This is a genomic window from Micromonospora sp. NPDC049275 (genome assembly GCF_043197115.1).
GTDB lineage: Bacteria > Actinomycetota > Actinomycetes > Mycobacteriales > Micromonosporaceae > Micromonospora.
This window is the reverse complement of sequence record NZ_JBICSN010000004.1, coordinates 295800-320619: the sequence shown is the minus strand read 5'-3', so window position 1 is coordinate 320619 and position 24820 is coordinate 295800. Positions and strand designations below refer to the sequence as shown.

24 protein-coding genes are annotated in these 24820 nt (G+C 71.8%); 13 read left to right on the top strand and 11 right to left on the bottom strand.

Translation table 11 applies throughout. From position 1 onward, the window contains the following. The first annotated feature begins 5 nt into the window (after positions 1–5). Positions 6–461: an RrF2 family transcriptional regulator gene (locus ACGFIE_RS16260; RefSeq protein WP_393295141.1), complete on the top strand. Its 456-nt coding sequence runs from the start codon at positions 6–8 to the stop codon at positions 459–461. A 6-nt stretch (positions 462–467) separates the two neighbouring features. Here ACGFIE_RS16260 and ACGFIE_RS16255 read toward each other — a convergent pair whose 3' ends face one another. From ACGFIE_RS16255 to ACGFIE_RS16245, 3 genes are read right to left on the bottom strand one after another with little or no spacing between them, the layout of a single operon-like run. Then, the gene (locus ACGFIE_RS16255; RefSeq protein WP_393295138.1) at positions 468–1079 is read right to left on the bottom strand and encodes a malonic semialdehyde reductase; all 612 of its coding nucleotides are present in this window, start codon (positions 1077–1079) and stop codon (positions 468–470) included. Next, positions 1076–1639 (bottom strand): flavin reductase family protein, encoded by a 564-nt coding sequence (locus ACGFIE_RS16250; protein WP_393295135.1) that lies wholly within the window; start codon positions 1637–1639, stop codon positions 1076–1078. Before ACGFIE_RS16250 ends, ACGFIE_RS16255 begins: the two co-directional genes overlap by 4 nt. After that, a complete protein-coding gene (locus tag ACGFIE_RS16245; protein WP_363682505.1) occupies positions 1636–1758 on the bottom strand; it encodes a hypothetical protein in 123 nt (40 codons plus the stop codon). Before ACGFIE_RS16245 ends, ACGFIE_RS16250 begins: the two co-directional genes overlap by 4 nt. 461 nt (positions 1759–2219) lie before the next feature. Here ACGFIE_RS16245 and ACGFIE_RS16240 point away from each other — a divergent pair, with 461 nt between their 5' ends. Then, positions 2220–2399: a DUF4236 domain-containing protein gene (locus ACGFIE_RS16240; protein ID WP_007457220.1), complete on the top strand. Its 180-nt coding sequence runs from the start codon at positions 2220–2222 to the stop codon at positions 2397–2399. A 121-nt stretch (positions 2400–2520) separates the two neighbouring features. On the opposite strand, the gene ACGFIE_RS16235 is transcribed toward ACGFIE_RS16240, so the two are convergent. Together ACGFIE_RS16235 and ACGFIE_RS16230 are read right to left on the bottom strand one after the other, a co-directional pair. Then, positions 2521–3498, bottom strand: a complete 978-nt coding sequence (locus tag ACGFIE_RS16235) for a hypothetical protein (RefSeq protein WP_393295132.1) — start codon at positions 3496–3498, stop codon at positions 2521–2523. 25 nt (positions 3499–3523) lie between these two features. Next, positions 3524–4045: a VOC family protein gene (locus ACGFIE_RS16230; protein ID WP_393295129.1), complete on the bottom strand. Its 522-nt coding sequence runs from the start codon at positions 4043–4045 to the stop codon at positions 3524–3526. Positions 4046–4094: 49 nt separating this feature from the next. On the opposite strand from ACGFIE_RS16230, the gene ACGFIE_RS16225 reads away from it, so the two are divergent. Together ACGFIE_RS16225 and ACGFIE_RS16220 are read left to right on the top strand one after the other, a co-directional pair. Then, entirely contained in the window at positions 4095–4556 is a 462-nt protein-coding gene (locus ACGFIE_RS16225) for a MarR family winged helix-turn-helix transcriptional regulator (protein WP_393295674.1), read from the top strand. Between the two features lie 57 nt (positions 4557–4613). Beyond that, complete coding sequence (locus tag ACGFIE_RS16220; protein ID WP_393295126.1) at positions 4614–6257, top strand: tetratricopeptide repeat protein; 1644 nt, start codon at positions 4614–4616, stop codon at positions 6255–6257. A gap of 24 nt (positions 6258–6281) precedes the next feature. Here ACGFIE_RS16220 and ACGFIE_RS16215 read toward each other — a convergent pair whose 3' ends face one another. Together ACGFIE_RS16215 and ACGFIE_RS16210 are read right to left on the bottom strand one after the other, a co-directional pair. Continuing rightward, positions 6282–7649 (bottom strand): ATP-binding protein, encoded by a 1368-nt coding sequence (locus ACGFIE_RS16215; RefSeq protein ID WP_393295672.1) that lies wholly within the window; start codon positions 7647–7649, stop codon positions 6282–6284. Between the two features lie 83 nt (positions 7650–7732). Then, complete coding sequence (locus ACGFIE_RS16210; RefSeq protein WP_393295124.1) at positions 7733–8389, bottom strand: response regulator transcription factor; 657 nt, start codon at positions 8387–8389, stop codon at positions 7733–7735. An 89-nt stretch (positions 8390–8478) separates the two neighbouring features. Between ACGFIE_RS16210 and ACGFIE_RS16205 the strand changes: the two genes are divergently transcribed. Together ACGFIE_RS16205 and ACGFIE_RS16200 are read left to right on the top strand one after the other, a co-directional pair. Continuing rightward, positions 8479–9594, top strand: a complete 1116-nt coding sequence (locus tag ACGFIE_RS16205) for an outer membrane lipoprotein carrier protein LolA (RefSeq protein ID WP_393295121.1) — start codon at positions 8479–8481, stop codon at positions 9592–9594. 197 nt (positions 9595–9791) lie between these two features. Beyond that, on the top strand, positions 9792–12089 hold the full coding sequence (locus ACGFIE_RS16200) for a HelD family protein (protein ID WP_393295118.1): 2298 nt from the start codon (positions 9792–9794) through the stop codon (positions 12087–12089). A gap of 51 nt (positions 12090–12140) precedes the next feature. Here ACGFIE_RS16200 and ACGFIE_RS16195 read toward each other — a convergent pair whose 3' ends face one another. Continuing rightward, positions 12141–12560: a hypothetical protein gene (locus tag ACGFIE_RS16195; RefSeq protein WP_363682491.1), complete on the bottom strand. Its 420-nt coding sequence runs from the start codon at positions 12558–12560 to the stop codon at positions 12141–12143. A gap of 396 nt (positions 12561–12956) precedes the next feature. Here ACGFIE_RS16195 and ACGFIE_RS16190 point away from each other — a divergent pair, with 396 nt between their 5' ends. After that, positions 12957–13244: a hypothetical protein gene (locus ACGFIE_RS16190; RefSeq protein WP_393295670.1), complete on the top strand. Its 288-nt coding sequence runs from the start codon at positions 12957–12959 to the stop codon at positions 13242–13244. Between the two features lie 70 nt (positions 13245–13314). On the opposite strand, the gene ACGFIE_RS16185 is transcribed toward ACGFIE_RS16190, so the two are convergent. The 3 genes from ACGFIE_RS16185 to ACGFIE_RS16175 form a co-directional block, all read right to left on the bottom strand. Further along, complete coding sequence (locus ACGFIE_RS16185) at positions 13315–14286, bottom strand: sporulation protein (RefSeq protein WP_393295115.1); 972 nt, start codon at positions 14284–14286, stop codon at positions 13315–13317. A 176-nt stretch (positions 14287–14462) separates the two neighbouring features. Further along, a complete protein-coding gene (locus ACGFIE_RS16180; protein ID WP_393295112.1) occupies positions 14463–15236 on the bottom strand; it encodes a DeoR/GlpR family DNA-binding transcription regulator in 774 nt (257 codons plus the stop codon). 37 nt (positions 15237–15273) lie between these two features. Further along, positions 15274–17265 (bottom strand): beta-galactosidase, encoded by a 1992-nt coding sequence (locus ACGFIE_RS16175; protein WP_393295109.1) that lies wholly within the window; start codon positions 17263–17265, stop codon positions 15274–15276. A 285-nt stretch (positions 17266–17550) separates the two neighbouring features. Between ACGFIE_RS16175 and ACGFIE_RS16170 the strand changes: the two genes are divergently transcribed. From ACGFIE_RS16170 to ACGFIE_RS16145, 6 genes are all read left to right on the top strand, one after another. Then, complete coding sequence (locus ACGFIE_RS16170) at positions 17551–18882, top strand: ABC transporter substrate-binding protein (RefSeq protein WP_393295106.1); 1332 nt, start codon at positions 17551–17553, stop codon at positions 18880–18882. A 21-nt stretch (positions 18883–18903) separates the two neighbouring features. Next, a complete protein-coding gene (locus tag ACGFIE_RS16165; protein WP_266250827.1) occupies positions 18904–19860 on the top strand; it encodes a carbohydrate ABC transporter permease in 957 nt (318 codons plus the stop codon). Then, on the top strand, positions 19857–20771 hold the full coding sequence (locus ACGFIE_RS16160; protein ID WP_393295103.1) for a carbohydrate ABC transporter permease: 915 nt from the start codon (positions 19857–19859) through the stop codon (positions 20769–20771). Before ACGFIE_RS16165 ends, ACGFIE_RS16160 begins: the two co-directional genes overlap by 4 nt. Then, positions 20768–22975: an alpha-galactosidase gene (locus ACGFIE_RS16155; protein ID WP_393295100.1), complete on the top strand. Its 2208-nt coding sequence runs from the start codon at positions 20768–20770 to the stop codon at positions 22973–22975. The genes ACGFIE_RS16160 and ACGFIE_RS16155 overlap by 4 nt, the downstream gene beginning before the upstream one ends. 93 nt (positions 22976–23068) lie before the next feature. After that, positions 23069–23470: a YciI family protein gene (locus ACGFIE_RS16150; protein ID WP_393295097.1), complete on the top strand. Its 402-nt coding sequence runs from the start codon at positions 23069–23071 to the stop codon at positions 23468–23470. A 4-nt stretch (positions 23471–23474) separates the two neighbouring features. Continuing rightward, positions 23475–24725, top strand: coding sequence for an RNA polymerase sigma factor (locus ACGFIE_RS16145; protein ID WP_393295668.1), 1251 nt, complete (start codon positions 23475–23477; stop codon positions 24723–24725). Positions 24726–24820 lie beyond the last annotated feature (95 nt).

The following is a 24820-nucleotide window of genomic DNA, read 5'->3' as shown; positions in this document are numbered from 1 at the left end:
ACGAGGTGCAGATCTCCGCGCGCGGCGACTACGCGGTACGGGCGGCGCTGAGCCTCGCGACCGCGTACCCCTCGCTGTTGTCCACCCAGGCCATCGCCGCCGAGCAGGACATGCCCCGCAAGTTCCTGGAGGCGGTCCTGGCCGATCTGCGCCGGGCCGGCATCGTGCGCGCCCAGCGCGGCGCCGAGGGCGGCTACACCCTCGCCCGTCCGCCCCGCGAGGTGACCGTCGGCGCGGTGCTGCGCGCGGTGGAGGGCCCCCTCGCGGGCGTACGCGGACTGCGCCCGGAGGAGACCCGTTACGAGGGAGCGGCGGAGAACCTGCCCGGCCTCTGGGTCGCGGTACGCGCCGCAGTCCGGCGGGTGGTCGACGAGGTGAGCCTCGCCGAGATCGTCAGCGGGCGGCTGCCCGCGCACGTCCGCAGGTTGACCGCCCTGCCCGACGCGTGGGAGCCCCGCTGACCCTGGTCACAGGGTGTGGATGACGTCGGCCGTGGGCAGGCGGGGCAGCCGATCGCGCCAGGCGTCCGCGCCGGGGTGGCCGACGTTCATCAGCAGCAGCGCCTGGTGCCGCCCGTCGGGAAAGAACTCCCGGGTCACCCCTGCGGCGTCGAACCCGGCCATCGGTCCGGCTGCCAGTCCCGCGGCGCGTACGCCCACCAGCAGGTAGCCGATCTGCAGGGTCGCGTTGAAGCGGGCCTGCTCGACGCGGGCAGCCCGGTCGGCGAGCCAGTCGCGGGCCTGCGGGCGGTGCGGGTACAGCTCGGGCAGCCGCTCGTGGAAGTCCACGTCGGCGGCGAGCACCGCCACCAGCGGCGCGCTGGCCGTCTTCGCCCGGTTGCTCGACGACACGTGCGGCAGCAGCCGGGCCCGCGACTCCGCCGAGCGCAGCAGCAGCACCCGCAGCGGCTGCCCGTTGTACGCCGTCGGCCCGTACCTGATGAGATCGTGGATCGCCGCGACCTGGGCGTCGGTGACCGGCTCGTCGGTGAACGTGTTGGCCGTGCGGGCGGCCCGGAACAGCAGGTCCTGGGCGGCCCGGTCCAACGCGAACAGGTCGGCTGCGGCGGGCGCGGTCATGCCGGCACCGCCGTGGCGTAGCGGCCCTGGTGGCGTACCAGCGGTCGACCGTCGCCGCCGTCGCTCAGGGCGAGCGGTTCGGCGATCACCAGCGTCTGGTCCCCGGCCGGGACGCGGTGCACCACCCGGCAGAGCAGCCGGGCCAGCACCCCGGTCAGCAGCGGCACCCCGAACGGGCCGGGTGTCCAGTCGGGGTAGGCGGCGAACCTGTCGATGCCGCCGGTGGCGAACACCGTCGCGGCTTCCCGCTGTGCCGCGGCCAGCAGGTGGATCGCGATGTGCTCGGCGCGGGCCAGCACCGGCCAGCTCGATGACGCCACGTCGAGGCAGAACGAGACGAGTGGCGGCTCCACCGAGACCGAGGTGAACGAGGTGGCGGTGAACCCGGCCCGGATCGGGGCGCCGATCCCGCCCAGGCAGGCCGGGTCGGTGGCCCGGGCCACCGCGGTGACGACTGTGACGCTTGTGGCCTGTCGCAGCAGTACCGCACGGAACAGGTTCCGGTCCACCGGTCGTAGCTCGGCGGCGGCGTCCGTGGCCGGACGCTCCACGGTGGTCATGCCGACGCCAGGGGCGGCACGGCGTACGAGCTGGCCGGTCGGGGCAGGCCGTTTGCGGGCGTGCCGGTGCGCAGGGTCATCGCGAGGGTACGCGGAAGGGCACGTCGGGGTGGGGACATGAGAGGTCTCCTGATCTGTCGCACGGTGGGTGTGCAGGGCACCCGGGTCAGGTGCCCGGAGGCACGCCGCTCCGCGGTGAGCGGGCGAGCGGTGAGGGTGCGGCGACGGAACCGAGCCGGGAGATCCGCTCAGCTCAACAGAGCGCGCTCGCGTGCCGGACGAGGTCGACGTGCACGCAAGCGATGAGGAGGAGCTCATCCCGCTGCGACATGACCTCATGCTGCCGCTGGTGGGATCGACAGGTCAACGGCCTTCCAGAAGGTGGGACTTCCATCGGTGCCGATGTTGCGATCTGCCCCGAGCAGTGCTTACCGCATCCCAAGACCTATCTGGTGAATAGGGATTGCCCAGCGGCGCCACGTCGCCGTCCACCTGGGACGCCGAGAGGGTTTCGGAATTCGCCCGTTCGGGAATGTTCGATCTCGACACGGCAGGGAACGGTGACGAGGGGAGTCCTCCGATGGGCCTCATGTTTCGCAAGCGCAAGAAGATCGGTCCGCTGATCCTGAACTTCACCGAGAACGGCTTCTCCTCGTGGAGCATCAAGATCGGGCGCTGGTCCTGGAACTCGAAGGCCCGGGCACACCGTGTCGACCTGCCGGGTCCGCTGTCCTGGAAGCAGGACAAGTCCCGGTCGTAGCGTCCCGGGAGTCGAGCGGGGTGCCGGTGATTCACCGGCACCCCGCTCGGCGTCTGCGCCGCCAACCCCACCCGTCCTGGCGCCGGGGCAGAAGTGCACGATCGCCGAGGGACAGGGCCGTTCAGGACGTGGGGGTGATGAGTTCGTCGCCGGCGAGCCGGCCGGTGTCGCGTTCGCGGCGGACGTCGCCCGCCTGAACCAGGTCGGCGAGCGCCTGGTTGGCGTCGGCGGCGCGGTAGACGGTCGCGGTGAGGGTGTGCCGGCGCAGCTCGGTGACCGGCCGTGGCCCGCCCAGGCGCAGCTCGGCCAGCAGCTTTCGGGCCAGTGGTCGCAGGGCCGGCACCCCGGTCACGTCCACCGGCGGGGCCGCCGGATCGGCGGGGTCGCGGTAGCGCACACCGAGTTCCGCGCCGACCGTCCAGAGCGCGTCACGAACCGCCTCCAGGCTTCGATCGGAGCGGCTGCCGAACGCGACGACACCGGCCGCCGCGCCACCCGTCACGTCGGTCGCGGCGGCCAGGTCTGTCACGGCGGCCGCGTCCGTCCCGGCGGCCAGGTCTGTCGCGTCAGCTGCCGTGTCGGCCGTCAGCACCGGTGCCACCTCGCCGACCAGCGGAAACCCGGCGGCGACGAGGGCCGCGCGAGTGGTGCTGCCGGCGTGCAGCAGCACCTCGCCGGTGCGGCCGTTGGTGGCGGCGCTGAGCAGGGGCGGGGGCACCTCGCCGGGCACGTCCAGGAAGCAGAACAGCGGAGACCCGGCCGCGCCTGCCGCCTTCACCGCGATCGGCAGCCGGTCCGGACCGCCGGGCAGCAGGTGCACGGTCACCTCGGCCGGCAACTCCGCCTCGATCGGCCCGAGCCGGACCGGCAGGTCGGCGGCGTCGTCGGCCAGCACCAGCACCGTCACCTGGCGACCCCGCACCTGGGCGGCGTGGCCGGCGACCACCCGCAACACCGCCTCCGCTCCGCCGCCGTCGGCACCAGCCCAGGCCAGCGCGACGGTTGCCCGCCGGGAGCGGTGCAGGGCGGCGGGCAACCAGGTCGCCACCTGGCGGACCAGCAGTTCACGGAGGAAGTCGGTGGTCCGGTTGGTAGGCATCGGTCCGTTCTACCCTATGGCCGATTCACGCCGGGACGGAGATCCCCACTCCACCGCGGGTCTGCCCGCCGTACCGCTGCCGCTCGGCGGCCAGGTCGAGCCGGCCGATGCGCTTGCGGGCGGCCAGCGCGTCGTCGTCCAGCCGGTCGGCCGGGACCAGCCAGACCACCTCGAACTCCAGACCGTCCGGGTCCTGCCCGTAGAGGCTCTTGGTGGTGCCGTGGTCGGACGTGCCGACCAGCGCCCCGGCGGCGGTGAGCCGCTCGGCGGTAACGGCCAGCTCGTCGAGGGTGTCGACCTCCCACGCCAGGTGGTAGAGCCCGACGGTGGCCCGGCCGGCGGTGGATCGTCCGGCGGCCGCGCCGATCTCGAACAGGCCGAGGTCGTGATCGTTTGTGGAGTCGGGGGCCTGGAGGAAGGTGGCGCCCCGGAAACCGTCCGGGGTCATCGCCACCGGGCGGAAGCCCAGCACGTCGCGGTAGAAGGCGACGCTGCGGGCGAGGTCACTGACGTAGAGGACCGCGTGGTTGAGCCGGTGGATACCCATGACCCGAGACTAACGCCATTTAGTTGAGCGTTCAACCATTGCGAGTATGATGGCCGTCATGACCCGCTGGTTGAATCCCGACGAGCAGCGCACCTGGCGGGCGTTCCTCGCCGCCTCCCGGGCGCTGATGGACACGCTCGACCGTGACCTGCAACGCGATGCCGGCATGCCGCACGCCTACTACGAGATCCTGGTCCGGCTCTCCGAGGCCCCGGGTCGGCAACTACGGATGAGCGACCTCGCCGAGGCCGCGGGGTCGTCGCGCAGCCGGCTCTCGCACGCGGTGGCCCGCCTCGAGACGGCCGGCTGGGTGCGCCGCGAGGACTGCCCCACCGACCGGCGCGGGCAGATCGCGGTGCTCACCGACGAGGGTTTCGCGATCCTCGCGGCCGCGGCCCCCGGCCACGTCGAGGGGGTACGCCGACACCTGTTCGACGCGTTGAGCCCGGCCCAGGTCGACCAGTTGCGCCGGATCAGCGAGACGTTGGCCGAGCACCTGACCAGATCCTGACCGATCGGCACCGGCGCGGGTCTTGTACTTACCGTCGTCGGATGAGCACGATGGGGCGTGTCCTCCGGCTTCGACGAGTTGACTGACCAGGCGCACCACCTCGTGTCCACTGGCGATGTGGCCGGTGCCCAACGGCTGCTCTCCGACGCGCTCACCGACGCCGACCCCAGCCCGGCCAACGCCACACCCGAGCTGGCCGAGGCGGCCAGCCTCCAGGCGAGGGTGCTCGTCGCCCTCGGCGAGCCGCACTCCGCCCGAGGCTGGGCCGCCTTCGCGTACGCGGCCACCACCCGTTTGCACGGCCGTTCCGACCCGCGCACGGTTGCCGCCGCGGCCACCCTGGCCGCCGTGCTGCACCGGGTGGGCAGCCGCTCCCGGGCCGCCCGGCTCTACCAGGAAGTCATCATCGAGCTGACCGCGCAGGACGGCCCCGAGTCACTGCGGGTGCTGGCCGCGCACGCCGACCTCGCCACCGTCGAGTACGCCCGCGGCCTGTGCACGGTGGCCCGCGACCGCCTTCAGGACGCCTGGGAGCTGCACCGCGAGGTGTACGGCGACGGTCACCCCAGCGGCATCAAGATGCTGGCCCGGCTCGGTGCCATGCAGCGCGACTGTGGGCAGTTCGCCGAGGCGCACGACAACCTGGCGCTGGCTCGCGAGTTGTGCCGGCAGCACCTGGCCGCCGACGACCCACTGGCCCTGCAGGTGGCGGCTCTCGCCCGGGCGGCGGCCAACCCGGACCACGTCTGCGTGGACGACGCGCCAGCCGACCGGGACGCCCCGGTGGTGCCGGCCGCGCGTACCGCGCCGCACAGCGACCGGCCGGTCGAGTCTGCCTACTACCCACCCGCGCCCCCGCCGCGCCAGGTCGAGGAGGAGGTGCCCGCTCCGGCCGACCGCGACGACGAGTCATGGGCGGCGCACGGGGTCGGCGCGGTGCCGAGCCCCCGGGTCCCGGCCGACGAGCCGGACGGGTCGTCGGGCTTCCGCTGGCCGCCGGACCCGCCGGACGACGAGCCGGCCCCGCACCCCACCGTCGGGCCGGTGCCCCCATCGGTGGCCGGCTTCACCGGCAGCGAGGAGGCGTACGGCGTCTACCGGCTGCACCGCCCCGGCGCGTCGAGTCAGCCGGATCAACCGGCCCAGCCGTACGCGCCGCTGGAGCCGTACACACCGTCCCGGCTGTTGCCGGTGCCCGTGCACCGCGCGCCGACACCGCCGCGCAACCGGCTGGTGCCGGTGCTGGTGGCCGGCGTGGTAGTGGTGCTGCTGGGCGCGGCGGCGGTGATCGCCGGGGTGGCGCGGGTCGGTGACGGGGACGACCCGTTGCCGGGGCCCACCAACGGCTCCCCCAGCGCCGGCCCGACCGGCACGGGCGGGCCGGCCACCAGCGGTGGTCCGGCCGGCACGGCACCGCCCGTGGCCGCACCCGGCACCCCGCCCGGCACGGTGAGCCTGCGCGACAACCGCGACAACATCGCTCTGCGCTGGACGTACCCGGCCGGCGGCGAGGGGCCTGTCGTGGTCTCGGCCGGCCGGGCCGGGCAGGAGAAGACGGCAATCGCCACGCTGCCCGCCGGCACCGACAGTTACATCGTCTACGCGCTGAACCGCGCCAACGACTACTGCTTCACCGTCGCCGTCGTCTGGTCCACCGACACCGTCGCGAGCGCCGACCAGGTCTGCACGCGCCGCCGCTGACCCCCGGCCGGCTGGCCACCCTGGTCATGGTGTGTGGACCGTCGGTCCCCGTTCGTCCTCGGGCGGGAGTGCCGGCAGCAGCAGGCACACCCGCAGCCCGGACTGGTCGTCGGCGTCGGCGTCGGTCAGGGTGATGGTGCCGCCCGCGCGGCGGACCAGCTCCCACACGATGGCGAGACCCAGGCCGGCGCCGCCGTCGTCGCGGGCCCGGCCGTCGTCCAGCCTGGTGAACCGGTCGAAGACCCGTTGCCGGTCGGCAGCCGGAATCCCCGGGCCGTCGTCGGTCACCGTCACCAGGTGGTACGCGGCCTCCCGGTGCGGCTCGGCCGTGAGGATCACGCTGCCCCGCGCGTGGCGGACCGCGTTGTCGACGAGGTTCGACAGCACCCGCCGCAGCTCGGCCACGTTTCCTGCCGTCCACAGCGGGCCCGACGCCGGCACGAGGAGCACCGGCGGCGAGGGATAACGGGCGGCGACCTCGGCGACAAGCGCGCCCACGTCGACCGGGCCGGTCCCCCGGGCCGGTGGCATCTCGTCCAGGCGGGCCAGCAGCAGCAGATCGTCGACCAACCGGCTCAACCGCTCGGTGTCGGCGAGCAGGTTGACGGTCACCGTCGTCCAGTCCGTCCGGTCGGCGAGCCGCTGGGCCACCTCGAGCTCGGTACGGATGTTGGTGAGCGGGCTGCGCAGCTCGTGTGCCGCGTCCGAGACGAAGGCCCGCTGCCGGTTCCGCGCCGACTCCAACCGGTCCAGCATCCCGTTGAGGGTGACCGCCAGCCGATGGATCTCGTCGGCGGAGGCGGGCACCGGCAGGCGGCCGCCGGCCGCTCGGCCGGTGATCTCCTCGGCGCTTCGGCGCAGCGCCTCCACGGGCCGCAACGTCGCACCGACCACCCGCCACGCCACCCCGGCCAGGATCGCCACCAGCAGTGGGAAGGCCACCAGCAGGATGGTCCGTACCACGTGCGTGCCGCGCCGGACGTCGGCCATCGACCGGGCGACCAGGACGGTGAGCGGGTCGGCCGCCGTGCCGGCGGGTACGGCGACCACCCGCACCGGCCCGGCGAGTCCGGCCCGCTCCGCCGGCACCACCAGACGCTGACGGTGACCGGTGTCCAACCGCTCGGGGCGGACCATCGGAACCAGCCGGTCCGCGTCGATCGAGGCGGCCCGGATCCGACCCTGCGCGTCGATCACCTGGACCCGGACCTGCCCACCGGCCACCGGCAGCGGGTCGGGCAGCGCGTCCTCGGCGGCGAGCAGGGCGACGGCGTCGGCCGTCCGGAACGCCTCGGTGTCCACCGTGCGCTGGAGCAGGAAGCCGAGCGCGCCCAGCAGCACCGCGCCGCCGAGGGCGAGCCCCACGGTGAGGCCGACCACGCCGAGCGCCATGAGCCGTCCCCGCAGACCCAGCCCGCGCAGACCCCATCCGGGTGACCTGCGGACCCGGCGGCGGCCCGGTGGGTCGGCAGTTGTCATGTAGCCAACCGGTAGCCGGCGCCCCGGACGGTCTCCAGCCGGTCCCGGCCGAGCTTGCGGCGCAGGTAGCCGACGTACACCTCGACGACGTTGGGTGCCGTCTCCAGGCTGGCGTCCCACACGTGGTCCAGCAGCTCGATCTTGGAAATCACCTGGCCGGGGCGGCGCATCAGGTAGTCCAGCAACGCGAACTCCCGCGCGGTCAACGCCACCTCGGCGTCGGCACGGGTCACCCGTCGGCGTGCCGGGTCCAGCCGCAGGTCGCCGACGCTCAGCACGGTGGGACGTTCCGGCGCTCCCCGGCGCAGCAAGGCCCGCAGGCGGGCCAGCAGCACCACGTACGAGAAGGGCTTGGTCAGGTAGTCGTCGGCGCCGCAGTCCAGGCCGTCGGCCTGGTCGTACTCGCCGTCCTTGGCCGAGAGCATCAGGACCGGCAGCCAGTGCTGCTCGGCCCGCAGCCGGCGGACCAGCTCGTAGCCGGACAGCCCGGGAAGCATCACGTCGAGGATCATCGCGTCGTATCCGCCGTGTCGCGCCGCGTCCAGGCCGGCGGGACCGGTGGGCGCCACATCGACCGCGAACCCCTCCGCCTGCAGACCGCGTTGCAGGGCGGCCGCCAGCCGAGCCTCGTCCTCCACCACCAACACCCGCACGCCTCAAGGGTGCCACCCGGGTTCAAAGCCGGCGTCCTCAGCGCCTTCACAGGGCCGAGGAGGCAGGATGTCGGGCAGGAGGTGCCACCATGTCCGTCCTGAGAAGCCGTCCCGTTCTGCGCTGGTTGGTCCCGGCTGCCGCCGGTGTCGTCGTCATCGGCGGAGGCGCCGCAGTCGGCACGTTCGCCGCCGAGGCGGAGCCGAGCCTGCCGCCACGTACCGCCGCCCAGCTCCTGGTGGATCTTCAGACCTCTCGGTTGGAGGGGTTGTCCGGGACTGTCGTGCAGCGCGCCGACCTCGGTCTGCCTCCGCTGGTCGGGCTGATTCCCGGCAACGACCTGACGAGCCTGCTGACGGGTACGCACACCCTGCGGGTCTGGTATTCCGGCCCGGAGCGGCAGCGCCTCGCGCTGCTGGACACCCTCGGCGAGCAGGACGTCATCCGCAACGGCCGGGACGTGTGGACCTGGGAGAGCCGGGGCAACACCGCGCGCCACCGCACGCTTGGCGACGCGGGCACGACCGGGAAGCCGGGCCACGCGGCGACGCCCAGTCTCCCCGCCACCCCGCAGGAGGCCGCCGACCTGGCGTTGGGCGCGATCGACCCGAGCACCGAGGTAAGCGTCGGTCGCTCGGCCACCGTCGCCGGACGGGACGCGTACGAGCTGGTGCTCCAGCCCCGCGACAGTGACTCGCTGGTACACCAGCTGCGGATCGCCATCGACGCGAAGCAGCACGTGCCGCTGCGCTTCGAGGTGCTCGCCAAGGGCAGCGACCAGCCGGCGTTCGAGATGGCCTTCACCCAGGTCGACTACCGGCACCCCGACGCCGACCAGTTCGCCTTCAACCCGCCGCCCGGGGTGACCGTCACCGAGGAGACCGCCGAGCGTCCGTCGGCGGGCCGGCCCGCGCAGGCCGCGCGGGGCGGGAACCCGCAGGTGCGCGCCGTGGGCGAGGGCTGGGGCACCGTCCTGGTCGCGCGCCTCGACGGGACCCCGGGCAAGGCGGCCGCCGGAAAGCCTGCCGGCGCCGCGCCGCCCGCGGACGTGTCGAAGCTGCTCGGCGGGCTGCCGGCGGTCAGTGGGGACTGGGGCAGCGGCCGGCTGCTCACCAGCAAGGTGTTCAGCGTCCTGCTCACCGACGACGGTCGGGTGCTCGCCGGAGCGGTCACCCCCGAGCGGCTCTACCAGGTCGCCCGCGGCTGACGCCTCGAAGCTCCGAACGCCGGGTCGACCAGATGGTCGGCCCGGCGTTCGTCTTGTGTGACCTGAATCGGGCCGGTCGGCTTGGTGGCAGCCGCCGCAGCGCGCTATCTTCAACAATTCGAGGGCACTTCGAGGACACAAAAAAGAACGGCATAAAAGCCGTTCCTGCAAGGCATTCTAATCTTTAGGGAGACGGCTTGTCAAGGCACTCCGGCGGTACCGGCGAATTGCCGCTCGACGACGAGATCGGCCGCGAGCAGGAGTACGTCTCGATGCTCTACGACCGGCTGGACGGGCTGCGTGAGCAGGCCGCCCACCGGCTCACCGACGCGCTGCGCAGCACCGGCGGCACCCTGCAGGATCGCTCCCAGCGCGACAGCTCGGTGGCGATGTACGCCGACCAGGTCGAGCAGTTCTCCGCCGTGGAGAATGGCCTCTGCTTCGGCCGGCTCGACGGCGACGACGACTCCCGCCGCTACATCGGCCGAATCGGGATCTTCGACACCAGTGGTGACTACGACCCGCTGTTGATGGACTGGCGGGCCCCCGCCGCGCGTCCGTTCTACCTCGCCACCGCCGCCAACCCGCAGGGCGTACGCCGGCGGCGGCACCTGCGCACCCGCCAGCGCAAGGTGACCGGGCTCAACGACGAGGTGCTCGACATCGACAGCGCCTCCCCCGGCGGGCACGAGGAGCTGACCGGCGAGGCGTCGCTGCTCGCCGCCCTCAACGCCGGTCGGACCGGCCGGATGCGCGACATCGTGGAGACCATCCAGGCCGAGCAGGACGGGATCATCCGCGCCGACCTGCCCGGCGTCATGGTGGTCCAGGGTGGCCCCGGCACCGGCAAGACGGCTGTCGCGCTGCACCGGGCGGCGTACCTGCTCTACACACACCGGCGGGAGCTGTCCAGCCGTGGTGTGCTGCTGGTCGGCCCGAACGCGACGTTCCTGCGCTACATCTCCCAGGTGCTGCCCACGCTGGCCGAGACGGGCGTGCTGCTGCGTACCCAGGGTGATCTGTTTCCGGGGGTGAGCGCCCAGCGCGTCGAACCGGCCGAGACGGCGGCGCTCAAGGGCCGCGCGGTGCTCGCCGAGGTGCTGGCGCTTGCCGTGCGGGACCGACAGTGGGTGCCGGACGAGCCGCTGGAGATCGAGGTGGAGCGGGAGGTGCTCACCCTCGACCCGGAGACGGTCCGCGCCGCCCGGGACCGGGTACGCCGCACCGACCGGCCGCACAATCTGGCGCGGGCGCTGTTCGACGTGGAGATCGTGCACGCGCTCGCCGACCAGGTGGCCGAGCGGATCGGCGCCGACCCGCTGGGCGGGGACAACCTGCTCGACGAGGCCGACCGCGCCGAGATCCGCCGCGAGCTGCGCGAGGAGACGGAGATCCAGGCGGCCCTCGACCGGCTCTGGCCGGTGCTCACCCCGCAGCGCCTCCTCGCCGACCTGTACGCCGACCCGGACCGGATCGCCGCCGCCGCGCCGATGCTCACCGACGACGAGCGGGCCCGGCTTCATCGCGAGCCGGGCGGCTGGACGCCCGCCGACGTACCGCTGCTGGACGAGGCCGCCGAACTGCTCGGCGAGGACGAGCGGGCCGCCGCCGCCCGCCGGGACCGCATCCGCCTGATGGAACGGGAGTACGCCGAGGGCGTGCTGGAGATCGCCCGGGGTTCCCGCTCGATCGACGTCGAGGACGAGGCCGAGGGCGGTGAGATCCTCGGCGTGACCGACCTGATCGACGCCGACCGCCTGCTGGAGCGGCAGGAGGAGGCCGACCGGCTGACCACCGCGCAGCGCGCCGCCGCCGACCGGACGTGGGCGTTCGGCCACGTCATCGTGGACGAGGCGCAGGAGTTGTCACCGATGGCGTGGCGGCTGCTGATGCGCCGCTGCCCCAGCCGTTCGATGACGATCGTCGGGGACGTGGCGCAGACCGGCGCGCTCGCCGGAACGCCCTCCTGGGCCGACGCCCTCGCCCCCTACGTGGCGCAGCGCTGGCGGCTGACCGAGTTGACCGTCAGCTATCGCACGCCGGCCGAGATCATGGCTGTCGCCGCCGACGTAGTGACCCAGATCGACCCGGCGCTGCGACCGCCGCGCTCGGTGCGGGAGAGCGGCGTACCGCCGTGGGACCGCGCGGTGCCCGACGAGCAGCTCCCCGCGGAGCTGGTGTCGGCGGCGACGCAAGAGGCCACCGGGCTGGCCGAGGGTCGCCTCGGCGTCATCGTGCCGGCCAGCCGGGTGGACGCGCTCGGCGCGGCGCTGACCGCGGCGCTGCCGGAGGCCACTGTGGGCGAGCACCCGGAGCTGGAGAGCCGGGTGGTCGTGCTGACTGTCGCGCAGGCCAAGGGGCTGGAATTCGACTCGGTGCTGGTGGTCGACCCGGACCGGATGGTGGCCGAGTCGCCGCGCGGGCGCAGTGACCTGTACGTCGCGCTCACCCGAGCCACCCAGCGCCTGGGCGTCCTGCGCCCGGCCACCTCATGATCGACGGGCCGGGGGACGTGCGGCGCCCCGCGAACGGGGCGCCGCAGCGCGTCAGTCTCCGGCCTTGTCCCTGATGGACTTCGCCGGCCCGGTCGCCGACGTGGACTGATCGCTGGTGCCGCCGCCCATCGGCGTGCTCAGACCGCCTGTGGTGGCGTCCCCCGTCGTCGTCGGGGCCACCTTGCCGGGGTGCCGCTCCGGCTGGCGGGCCACCCGGCGCACGCTGGCCGGGCCGGCGGTGCCGCCGGTGGTGGTCACCGCGCCCTGGCCACCGACGGGGCCGCCGTCGCGCAGCACCTGCGGATCGATCCGCTCCTTCGCCGGGTCGAACGGGTCGTCTCGCTGGATCTGGCTCTCGATGTCGGTACGGGGCAGAGTCACCTCGTCGAGGGCGCCCTCGCCGTACACGCCGCCCGCGATCCGGTTCTCGGCCTGCCGGGCGGCGTCCTGCCGCATGTCGTCCTCACGCACGTTCATCACCTCGCAGAAGCTGTGGAACTGACAGCGTGCCCGGTCACCCGTCGACCAAACCCGCACTGCGCCCGGCGAGAGGGAACCGGACATCCGGCACAATCGCTCGCCCGGCACGGGTGCCCGTACTGAATGTCAAGCGGCCCGGCCGCCGTGGATTCTTTTCCGGCCGGAGGACGTGTTACCTGGTCGGCGGCCTCGGGTAGTCGGGGGGTGTCCCCGCCGTGAACGCGAACCGTGCCGTGGCCGAAACGCGGTAGCGGGGCGAGGGAACGCAGGTACGACTCATCGCATCCTGAGGAGGACCAGATGAGCACGCAGGCTGCTTCCACCCGGCCGATGAACCGGCCGATGTCGGACGTGCAGAACCCCGCTTCGATGCGGGAGACGCAGCAGATGCCGGCAATGCGCGACGGGCACCGAGACCCGATGCCGTCGCCGGGTACGGAGACCAAGCAGGCGTTCCTGACGACGGAATTCTGGGTCTACGCCGCTGCCGTCGCGCTCGTGGTGATCGCCGCGTTCTGGAAGGGCACCACCGCGAACGGGCTGAACATCAACGACCCGAACCGGGCCTGGCTGTTCCTGACCATCCTGACCGGTGGTTACCTGGTCAGCCGTGGCCTGTCGAAGGCCGGCTCGCAGCGCCGGTCGGGCAGGGAGCGGAGCATGCGCGGGCGTTGACGCCGCCGCACGTGAACAGTGGCCTCCGGGAGACTTCTCCCGGAGGCCACTGCCGTCGTATGTGGACCGCTTACTCGTCGCCGCCGAAATCGCCGAAGTCGCCGCCGAAGTCGCCCTCGAAGGCGTCCTCGATCAGCTCGCCGGCGACCATGCCGCCGGCCACACCGAGCGCCGCCCCGGCCACCATGCCGCCCATCCCGCCCATACCGCCGTGCCCGCGGCCGTGGCCGTGGCCGTGGCCGTGGCCGTACTGTGAGCGCAGGCTGCCGTAACGCGACGTCGTCTCGCGCAGCCACCCGTCGACGACCTGCGCCCAGTCGACGCGGTCGACGTCGGCGTGGGACACCTGGTAGCGGCCGAACGCGTCGTGGCCGGCGCTGAGGAAGCCGCCCCGCTTGTCACACTCCAGGATCACCTCGACACCACGCTGGCTGGTCACGAAGGTCAGCTCGACCTCGTTGATGGTGCCCGCGTACTGCGGGGACGCGAAGAACTCGATCTCCTGGTAGAACGGCAGCGTCTGCTGCACGCCCCGGATGTGACCGCGCTCCAGGTCGGCGTGCTTGAACCGGAAACCGAGCCGCTGGAACGCCTCCAGGATCCGCTCGTGCACCGGCAACGGGTGCACCGCCACGTGGTCCAGGTCGGTCTTGTCCACCGCGCGAGCCACCGACAGCTCCGTGCGCAGGCCCATCGTCATGCCGTGCAGGCGCTGGCCGTACACGTCGGTGATCGGGGTTTCCCACGGCACCGGAAGCTGGAAGGGAATCGACAGCTCCTGCTTGGGCGCGAGCTGGAACGCGCCGCTCACGGCCATCCGGTGGAATTCCATGGTGCCCGCGTACTCCGTGTCGTGGCCCTCGACCTCGACACGCGTGACCAGACCGATCACCACCTGCTCGATGGTCGCCGGGTTGTCGCCGCCAACGAGGTTGACCTGACCGTCGAGGGTCAGGCCGGGCCGGGTGTTGGGGTTGGTCAGCACGGTGTCCACGCTGGGACCGCCCACACCGAACGCGCTCAACATTTTCTTGAAGACCATCGAAAACTCCTGTGTTGGAGTCGGACGTTGACTCGACGGGCACCCTATCCAGAACCCCTGTGAGGTGGCTGTGAAGCGCCGCGGCCGCGCAGCGTGGCAGCTCGATCGACTCGGGTTCCGGGAAGGCGGGGTGTCCCGCCGAAGAGGACACCCCGCCTTCCCGGAACCCGGGAGGATCACGGGTCGACGATCACCAGCTCGCCGACCTGTTCGCCGATCGTGGTACGGGCGTCCGCGGGCAGCCCCCGGTCGGTGATCAGCACGTCGGCCGCCTCCAGCGGGGCGATGGTGGCGATGCCTATCGTCTCCCACTTGGTGTGGTCGGCGAGCACCACGAGCCGGCGGGCCGCGCCGATCAGGCACCTGTTGACGCCTGCCTCCAGCAGGTTCGGCGTGGTGAAGCCGGTACGCGGGCTGATCCCGTGCACGCCCAGAAACAGCAGGTCGACGTTGAGCGCGCTGATCGCGGCCTCGGCCACCGGACCGGTCAGCGCGTCCGACGGGGTACGGATGCCGCCCGTCAACACGACAGTCTGGTCGGCGCGCGGGTTCTGGTAGAGCGCGTCGGCCACCGGGATCGAGTTGGTCACCACTGTCAGCCCGTGCACGTCGGAGAGCAGGGTGGCGAGCGCGGCGGTGGTCGTCCCGGCGGACAGCGCGATGGCCATCCCCGGCTCCACCATCGTCGCCGCCCGCTCGGCGATGGCCCGCTTCTCGGCCTGCTGGCGGATCGACTTCGCGGCGAACCCGGGCTCCTCGGCCGAGCCCGGCCCGGCGAGGGTCGCCCCGCCGTGGACCTTGTCCACGAGGCCGCGCTCGGCCAGCGCCTCCAGGTCACGCCGGATCGTCATGTCGGACACGCCGAACCGGCTGACCAGGTGACTCACCCGCACGCCGCCACGCTGGCGGATCAGATCGAGGATGGCGGTCTGCCGCTGCTGGGCGAGCATCGAGGGAACCTCCTTCGCACCGCGACTGTCGTCGGAATCAGGTCCGATCCTCACGGACGACCGCCACCTCACCTGCCGGCACTGTCAGCTCACCGGCGCACCGGGTCCCGGTCAACAACTCGTCGCCGTGCGCCGCGAGCCGTACCTCCGCGTCGGTGTGGTTGATGACGAACAGCCAGCTTCGCTCGCCGTCGCGCCGTCGTACCACCTCCACCCCGGCCGGCGCCTGGGCCGCCGGGCGGACGCCTGCCTCGTCGAGCAGCCGGGTGACGAGCCGGTCGGTGGCCTGCTCGTCGAGGCGGGTGCCGACGTACCACGCGGCGCCCGCGCCCACCGGCCGTCGGGTCAGCGCCGGCACACCCGGCAAGGGCCCGTCGGTGTACGACGCCAGCACCTCGGCGTCGTCGGCGTGCAGCCACTCGGTCCACACGTCTGCGGTGCTGCCGTCGTCGAGTCGGACCCGCTCGCCCTCGCGCAGTGGGAAGAACTCCTCGGTCCGTACGCCCAGCAGGTCCCGGAACGCGCCGGGGTAGCCGCCGAGGCGGATGTGGTCGTCGGGGTCCACGATGCCGCTGAAGTAGGTGACGGCAGCCGTGCCGCCGGCCTCGACGAACCGGCGCAGCGCGTCAGCTTCGGCGTCGCGGACCAGGTAGAGGGTGGGCACCAGGACCAGGCGGTAGCCGCTGAGGTCGGCCGACGGGTGGACGATGTCGGCGGTCACGCCGGCCCGCCAGAGGGCCCGGTAGAGGGCGTTCAGTCGGTCGTCGTACCGGATGTCGGCGCTGGGGTGGGAATCCAGCTCGACTCCCCACCACGCCTCCCAGTCGAACAGGATGGCCACGTCGGCGTCCACCCGACTGCCGCGTACCTCGGCGAGGGCCTTGAGGTCGGCGCCGAGTTGGCAGACCTCGCGGAACACCTTGGTGTCCGGCCCGGCGTGCGGCACCAGCGCGGAGTGGAACTTCTCGGCGCCGGCCCGGGAGGCCCGCCACTGGAAGAACAGCACGCCGTCGGCGCCGCGGGCGACGTGCGCGAGGCTGTTGCGTCGCAGCTGGCCGGGGAGCTTGGCCACGTTGCGCGGCTGCCATTGGACCGCACTTGTGGAGTGTTCCATCAGCAGCCACGGATCGCCGCCGGCGACGCCCCGGGTGTGGTCGGCGGCGAGCGACAGACCGAGGTGCGCCTGCGGGTCGGCGGCGGTCAGGTAGTGGTCGTTGGACACGAGGTCCACATCGTCGGCCCAGGACTGGTAGTCCATGTGCTTGACGCCCATGCCGATCATGAAGTTGGTGGTGACCGGCTGGCGGACGAGCGTCTTCAGCACCTCGCGTTCGGCGCGCAGTTGGGCGCGCAGCTCGTCGGAGGAGAAGCGCAGGTAGTCGAGTTGCTGCGTGGGGTTGGCGAAGGCGGTCACCGTGCGCGGCGGGTTGATCTCGGCCCAGTCGCCGTAGTGCTGGCTCCAGAAGGCCGTGCCCCAGGCGTCGTTGAGCCGATCCAGGTCGCCGTAGCGTTCCCGCAGCCACCGCCGGAACGCCTCGGCGCTGACGTCGCAGTAGCAGTGCGCGTTGTGGCAGCCCAGCTCGTTGGAGACGTGCCACATGACCACTGCGGGATGCTCGGCGTACCGGCCGGCTACCGCGCGCACCAGCTCCAGGGAGCGCTCGCGGAACACCGGGGAGCTGGGGCAGTACGCCTGCCGGCCGCCCGGCCAGAGGATCGTGCCGTCGGCCTCTCGGGGCAGCATCTCCGGATGCGCGCGGGCCAGCCAGGGCGGCGGGCTGGCGGTGGCGGTGGCCAGGTCGACCTGGATGCCGCCGTCGTGCAGGAGGTCCAGCACTCGGTCCAGCCAGCCGAACTTGAACCGGCCCGGGGCGGGCTCCAGCAGAGCCCAGGAGAAGATGCCGACGGATACCAGGTTGACCCCGGCCCGGCGCATCAGCTCGATGTCCTCCGACCAGGTCTCTTCGGGCCACTGCTCCGGGTTGTAGTCGCCGCCGAAATAGATGCCGTTACCCTGCCATCGCCGCATGACAGGTGAGGGTGCACCCGCCGCCGCACCGAAGTCAACAGGTTCCAACATCGACTTTCTTTACAACGTTTACCGCGTAACAGCCGTATCACAACTGGGTTATCGGAGGCGAACGGCCCTCTTGACAGCGGCCTACGGAGGGGTAGCTTGAGGCCCCACTGGCCGATCGTGTTCGCCAATGTGGATTCTCGGTGGATCACGATGCGTATTGACAAGGCCGGACCCGCTCACCCACCACCCTGACGGCCCTCGGGCGTAGCACCTCTTCATCAGCAGGAGGCACAGATGTCCCGTCCCCGATCCCAAGCCGAGTACCTGGCTCGGCTCGTACCGCCCTCCGTCGCCGGCATCAACCGACGGTCACTGCTGGCCGGCGCGGCCGGCACGGGCGCGCTGCTCGGCACCGGCCTGCTCGCCGGCTGCGGCGACGACTCCGGCTCCGGCGGCGGGTCCAGCAAGGACGTGTCGCTCGGATCCAACCAGTCCGACCCGAAGCCCAAGGACGTCCTCGCGAAGGTCGCCGACGGGTTCAAGACCTCGTCCGGCGTTCAGGTCGCGGTGAACACGGTCGACCACAACACGTTCCAGGAGAACATCAACAACTACCTCCAGGGCAAGCCGGACGACGTCTTCACCTGGTTCGCCGGCTACCGGATGCGCTTCTTCGCGCAGAAGGGCCTGGCCAGCGACATCAGCGACGTGTGGGGCAAGATCTCCGGCTACTCCGACGCCTTCAAGAAGGCGTCCACCGGCGACGACGGCAAGCAGTACTTCGTTCCGGCGTCGTATTACCCGTGGGCCGTCTTCTACCGCAAGTCGGTCTGGCAGCAGCACGGCTACCAGGTGCCCACCACGCTGGACCAGTTCACCGCGCTCGGCGCGCAGATGAGGAAGGACGGCCTGACTCCGATCGCCTTCGCCGACAAGGACGGCTGGCCGGCGATGGGCACCTTCGACATCCTCAACCTGCGGATCAACGGCTACCAGTTCCACGTCGACCTGATGGCCGGCAAGGAGGCCTGGACCTCCGACAAGGTCAAGAAGGTCTTCGACACCTGGGCCGGCCTGCTCCCCCTGCACCAGCCCGACAGCCTCGGCCGCACCTGGCAGGAGGCCGCGCAGTCGTTGCAGCAGAAGAAGAGCGGCATGTACCTGCTCGGTCTGTTCGTCGGTCAGCAGTTCAGCAACGACGAGCAGAGCGACCTCGACTTCTTCACGTTCCCGGAGATCGACCCGTCCATCGGCGCGAAGGCCCTGGACGCGCCGATCGACGGCTACATGATGGCCCGCAAGCCCAAGAACGAGGACAACGCCCGCAAGCTGATGGAGTACTTCGGCGGCAAGACCGCCGCGGACATCACGGTCAAGAGCGACCCGACCACCCTGGTCGCCAACACCGGTGCCGACGTCAGCGGCTACACCGCCCTGCAGAAGAAGGCCGCCGAGCTGGTCGGATCGGCCACCGAGATCGCGCAGTTCCTCGACCGCGACACCCGGCCGGACTTCGCCTCCACGGTGATGATCCCGGCGATCCAGCAGTTCATCAAGAACCCCAAGGACATCGACGGTCTCACCTCGTCCATCGAGAACCAGAAGAAGTCGATCTTCACTGACTGACGGCGGAAGGGGGAGGACATCGTGTCCGACCTGCCCCTGATCCAAGCGGATCGCGCCGTGCCGCCGCCGGCCGCGACCACCTCAACGGGTGGTCGTCGCCGGCGGCTACGGCTCCTGTCCCGCACCGACCGCGTGGTCATCACGCTGATGGTGCTCGTCCCGCTGCTGCTCGTCACCGCCTTCGTCTGGCTGCCGGCGCTGGCGACAGTGGTGCTCTCCGGCACCGACTGGGACGGCATCGGCCCACTGAACGAGATCGACTTCGTCGGCGCTCGCAACTACAGCGACGTCGTGAACATCTACCCGCCGTTCGTGCCGGCGATCCAGCACAACCTGCTCTGGCTGGCCGTGCTGTTCGTGGTCGCCACCCCGTTCGGCATGTTCCTGGCCGTCCTGCTCGACAAGGAACTGCGCGGTAGCCGGTTCTACCAGACAGCGCTGTACCTGCCGGTGGTGCTCTCACTGGCGCTGATCGGCTTCGTCTGGCAACTGCTCTACTCCCGCGACCAGGGGCTCATCAACGCCGTCTTCGGCAGCAACGTCGACTGGTACGGCGACTCGAGCGTCAACATCTGGGCGGTCATGATCGCGTCCAGTTGGCGGCACGTCGGCTACATCATGCTGCTCTACCTGGCCGGCCTGAAGGGTGTCGACCCGTCGCTGCGGGAGGCAGCCGCCGTCGACGGCGCCTCGGAGAGCCGGACGTTCTTCCGTGTCGTGTTCCCGGTCATGCGCCCCATCAACATCATCGTGCTGGTCGTGACGGTGATCGAGTCGCTACGGGCGTTCGACCTGGTCTGGGTCGTCAACAAGGGACGCAACGGTCTGGAGCTGATCTCCGCGCTTGTCACCCAGAACGTGGTGGGTGAGGCGAGCCGGATCGGCTTCGGCTCGGCACTGGCGACGATCATGCTGGTCGTCTCACTTGTCTTCATCACCATCTACCTGGCGACCGTGATGAGGGAGAACCGGGAATGAGCACCGCGACAGTGACCCGGCGTTCCGAGGATGACACCGACATCCCGGTCCGCCGGCGCAAGCTGACCCCGGCGCGGCTGCTGCTGCACGGCTTCCTCATCGTCGTGTCGCTGGCCTGGATCTTCCCGATCGCCTGGGCCGTGCTGACCTCGCTGCGCTCCTACGAGTACACGGCCGCGAACGGCTACGTCTCGTTCGGCGGCTGGACCTTCGACAACTACGTCACCGCCTGGCGGACGGCGGAGTTCGGCAAGCACTTCCTCAACTCCGTCTACATCACCGTGCCGGCGGTGCTGCTGACGCTCCTCCTCGCCTCCTGCGTGGCCTTCGTCATCGCCCGGTTCAACTGGAAGATCAATCTTGTCCTGCTCGGGGTGTTCACCGCCGCCAACCTGCTGCCCCAACAGGCGCTGCTCATCCCGCTGTTCCGGCTGTTCACCGAGGTGCCGCTGCCCGAGTTCATGAGCGACTCGGAGCTGCTCTACGACAGTTACTGGGGCCTGATCCTGATCAACGTGGCGTTCCAGTGCGGGTTCTGCGTCTTCGTGCTCAGCAACTACATGAAGGCGCTGCCCCGCGACCTGTACGAGGCGGCGATGGTCGACGGGGCCAGTGTGTGGCGACAGTACTGGCAGGTCACCATGCCGCTGTGCCGGCCGGCCCTGGCCGCGCTCGCCACCCTTGAGGTGACCTGGATCTACAACGAGTTCTTCTGGGCCACAGTCCTCATGCGTACCGGCGACAAGTTCCCGGTGACCAGCTCGCTCAACAACCTGCGCGGCGAGTTCTTCACCGACAACAACCTCGTCTCGGCGGGCAGCGTGCTCGTCGCGATCCCCACTCTGGTGATCTTCTTTATGCTCCAGCGGCACTTCGTCCGGGGCCTGACCTTGGGAGCCTCGAAGGGATGACCATCCTGCACCTGCGCCGCGCGCGGACCAGCCTGGTGCTCGACGCGCGCGGCCCGGGGCTGCCGCGCGTCGTGCACTGGGGTGGCGACGTCGGCGACCTCGACGACGACGCCCTGCGTCAGCTCGCCGACGCGACAGTGCCACCTGTGGTGCCGAGCAGCTTCGACGAGCCGCCCGTGCTGTCGCTGCTGCCGGAGGCGAGCGCCGGCTGGAGCGGCAGGCCCGGGCTGGCCGGGCACCGCGACGGACGGGACTGGTCCACCTCCTTCCGCCTCGACGGGCTGGACGTGCGCGACACCGGCGCCGACCCGGGCCACGTGGCCGCGGGCGGGGAGGTGGTGGGCGTACTCCCGGCCGACGGTGGGCAGGACGCGCCCGGCGCGGCGCTGCTGACCGTGCGGGCGTCGGACCCGGCCGCCGGTCTGACACTGACCAGCGAGATCATGCTCGACCCGCACGGTCTGCTGACCGTCCGGCACCGGCTGCGCAACGACGGTGACGGCGCCTACGAGGTACGGGAGCTGACGCCTGTGCTGCCGGTGCCGGAGGTCGCCACCGAACTGCTCGACCTGACCGGCCGCTGGTGTCGGGAACGGTCCCCGCAGCGGCACCGCTGGCAGCAGGGCGCCTGGGTCCGCGAGGGCCGGCACGGCCGCACCGGCCATGACGCCACGTTGCTGCTGGTGGCGGGCACCGCCGGGTTCGGGTTCGGCCACGGCGAGGTGTGGGGGGTGCACACCGCGTGGAGCGGCGACCACGTCACGGTCGCCGAGCGCCGGCCCACCGGCGAGTCGACCCTCGGCGGCGGCGAGCTGTTGGCCCCCGGTGAGGTCCGGCTCGGCCCCGGCGAGTCGTACGAGACGCCGCTGCTCTACGCGGTCTGGTCCGACGCCGGGTTGGACGGGCTCAGCGACGTGCTGCACACGCACCTGCGGGCCCGGCCCGGGCACCCGCGCTCCCCCCGCCCGGTGACGCTCAACGTCTGGGAGGCCGTCTACTTCGACCACGATCTGGACCGGCTGCGAGCCCTCGCCGACCGAGCGGCGCAGATCGGCGTGGAGCGGTTCGTGCTCGACGACGGTTGGTTCCGCGGTCGGCGCGACGACACCGCCGGCCTCGGCGACTGGTACGTCGACGAGGGCGTCTGGCCCGACGGTCTGCAACCGCTCATCGACCACGTGACCGGCCGTGGCCTTCAGTTCGGTCTCTGGGTGGAGCCGGAGATGGTCAACCCCGACTCCGACCTGTTCCGCGCGCACCCCGACTGGGTGATGGCCGTACCGGGGCGACTCCCCCCGGCCTGGCGTAACCAGCAGGTGCTCGACCTGGGCCGCCCGGAGGCGTACGACCACGTGCGGGACCGGCTCGACGCGCTGCTCACCGAACACCCCGGCATCAGCTACCTCAAGTGGGACCAGAACCGGGACCTCACCGAAGCCGGGCACCACGGCCACCCGGGGGTGCACGGGCAGACCCTGGCGGTCTACCGGCTCTTCGACGAGCTGCGCGGCCTCCACCCCAGAGTGGAGATCGAGAGTTGCTCGTCCGGCGGGGCCCGGGTGGACCTGGCCATCCTGGCCCGCACCGACCGGGTCTGGGCCAGCGACTGCAACGACGCCCTGGAACGGCTCAGCATCCAGCGCTGGACCGGTCTGCTGCTGCCACCGGAGCTGATCGGCACGCACATCGGCCCGGAACGCTCGCACACCACCCACCGCGTGCATGACCTGGGCTTCCGGGCGGCCACCGCGCTGTTCGGCCACCACGGCATCGAGTGGGACATCGCGTCGATAAGCGCCGCCGAGCAGGCCGAGCTGGCCGCCTGGGTGGCGCTGCACAAGCGGCTGCGTCCGCTGCTGCACGCCGGCCGGGTGGTCCGGGTCGACCACCCGGACCCGGCCGTCTGGGCGCACGGCGTGATCGATCACGACACCACCCGAGCGGTGTACGCGGTGACCCGGCTGGCCACCTCCCCGACGCCGTTCCCCGGCGCGGTACGGCTGCCCGGCCTCGACCCGGCCCGGCGGTACCGGGTGCGGCCGGTGGCGGACGTACCCCCTCCGGCGACCATCGAACGGTCCGCGCCACCGTGGCTGGCCTCCGGTGTCACGCTCAGCGGGGCGGCGCTGGCCCGGGTGGGTGTGCAGCTGCCCGCGTTGCACCCGGAGCAGAGCCTGGTGCTGGAGGTCGACGCGGTCGGCTAGAAATTCTTCCGCCGGAGTGTCGAGAACCGTGCCGCGTGCTTCTACCTCAGGGTGAGAACACCGACGACGGTGCGCGGACGTGAGGGGCCAAACATGAAGTACATGCTGCTGATGCAGTTCAGCGCCGCCGGGACCGACTTCCCGAGCATCGACACCTGGACCCCGGACGAGGTCCGGGCCCACATCGCGTTCATGGGCGAGGTCAACGACAAGCTCACCGCCGCCGGAGAGTGGGTCGACGCGCAGGGCCTCGGCGGCCCGCAGCAGGCACGGATCGTGCGCGCCGGCGAGGGCGGAACGCCTGTGGTCACCGAGGGGCCGTTCGCCGAGACGAAGGAGTTCCTCGCCGGCTACTGGATCGTCGACTGCGACAGTCCGCAACGGGCGGTGGAGTTGGCCGCGTACATCTCCACCGCGCCCGGCCCCGGCGGCCGGCCCCTGAACATGCCGATCGAGGTGCACCCGGTGATGTCCGCACCCACCGAGGAGTTGTGACGGGCTGACCACCGATCCCCGCAACGAGGACCTGCTGCGCGAGATGGCGCCGCAGGTCCTCGGCGTGCTCGCCCGTCGGTTCGGTGACTTCGCCACGGCCGAGGACGCCGTGCAGGAGGCGTTGCTCGCCGCCGCCACCCAGTGGCCGGCCGAGGGGCTGCCGGCCAACCCGCGCGGTTGGCTGATCCAGGTCGGCTACCGCCGGATGATCGAGCTGATCCGCAGCGAGCAGGCCCGCCGCCGCCGGGAGGACCTGGTCGCCCGCCGGGATCCCGACGACAGGCAGTACGCGCCGGCAGCGGACGAGGAGTTGACAGCCGAGCGGGACGACGCCCTGGTGCTGCTCTTCCTGTGCTGCCACCCGGCGCTCGCCCCCGCGTCGGCTGTCGCGTTGACCCTGCGCGCGGTCGGCGGGCTCACCACCGCCGAGATAGCCCGCGCGTTCCTGGTGCCCGAGGCGACCATGGCCCAGCGGATCAGCCGGGCCAAGCAGCGTATTCGCGCGTCCGGGCTGCCGTTTCGGATGCCCGAGGAGGCGGAGCGGGCCGACCGGCTCGCCGCCGTCCGGCAGGTGCTCTACCTGATCTTCACCGAGGGGCACACCAGCACCGCCGGCCCGGCCCTGCGCCGCGTCGACCTGGCGGCCGAGGCGATCCGGCTGACCCGCGCGCTGCACACCCAGCTGCCCGACGACAGCGAGACGGCAGGGCTGCTGGCGCTGCTGCTGCTCACCGAGGCGCGCAGCCCGGCGCGGACCGGCCCCTCCGGGGAGCTGATCTCCCTGGCCGACCAGGACCGCAGCCGCTGGGACGCCGCGTCGATCGCCGAGGGCATCGCGCTTGTCACCCGGGCGCTGCCGCGCGGCCCGGTCGGCCCGTACCAGGTGCAGGCCGCCATCGCCGCCCTGCACGACGAGGCGCCGAGCACCGCGGCGACCGACTGGCCGCAGATCCTGGCGCTGTACGAGGTGCTGGAACGACTCGCCGGCACCCCGGTGGTGACGCTCAACCGGGCCGTGGCGACCGCCATGGTGCACGGACCGGCAGCCGGCCTCACGGCCCTCGACGCGCTGGACGCCGATCCCCGGCTGGTGGAGCACCACCGGCTGGCTGCCGCCCGCGCCCACCTGCACGAGATGGCCGGCGACCGGGATCGGGCGATAGCGGACTACCGCGCCGCCGCCGCACGCACCAGCAGCCTTCCCGAACAGCGCTACCTCACCATGCGGGCCGCCCGACTCGCCGCTCTCCCCTAGCCGCGGCTTCGCCACCACACCTGGCAATCTTGGACACTTTCCGTTAGCGCGAAACGGAAAGTGTCCAAGATCCACGCTGTCTGACATCACCATCC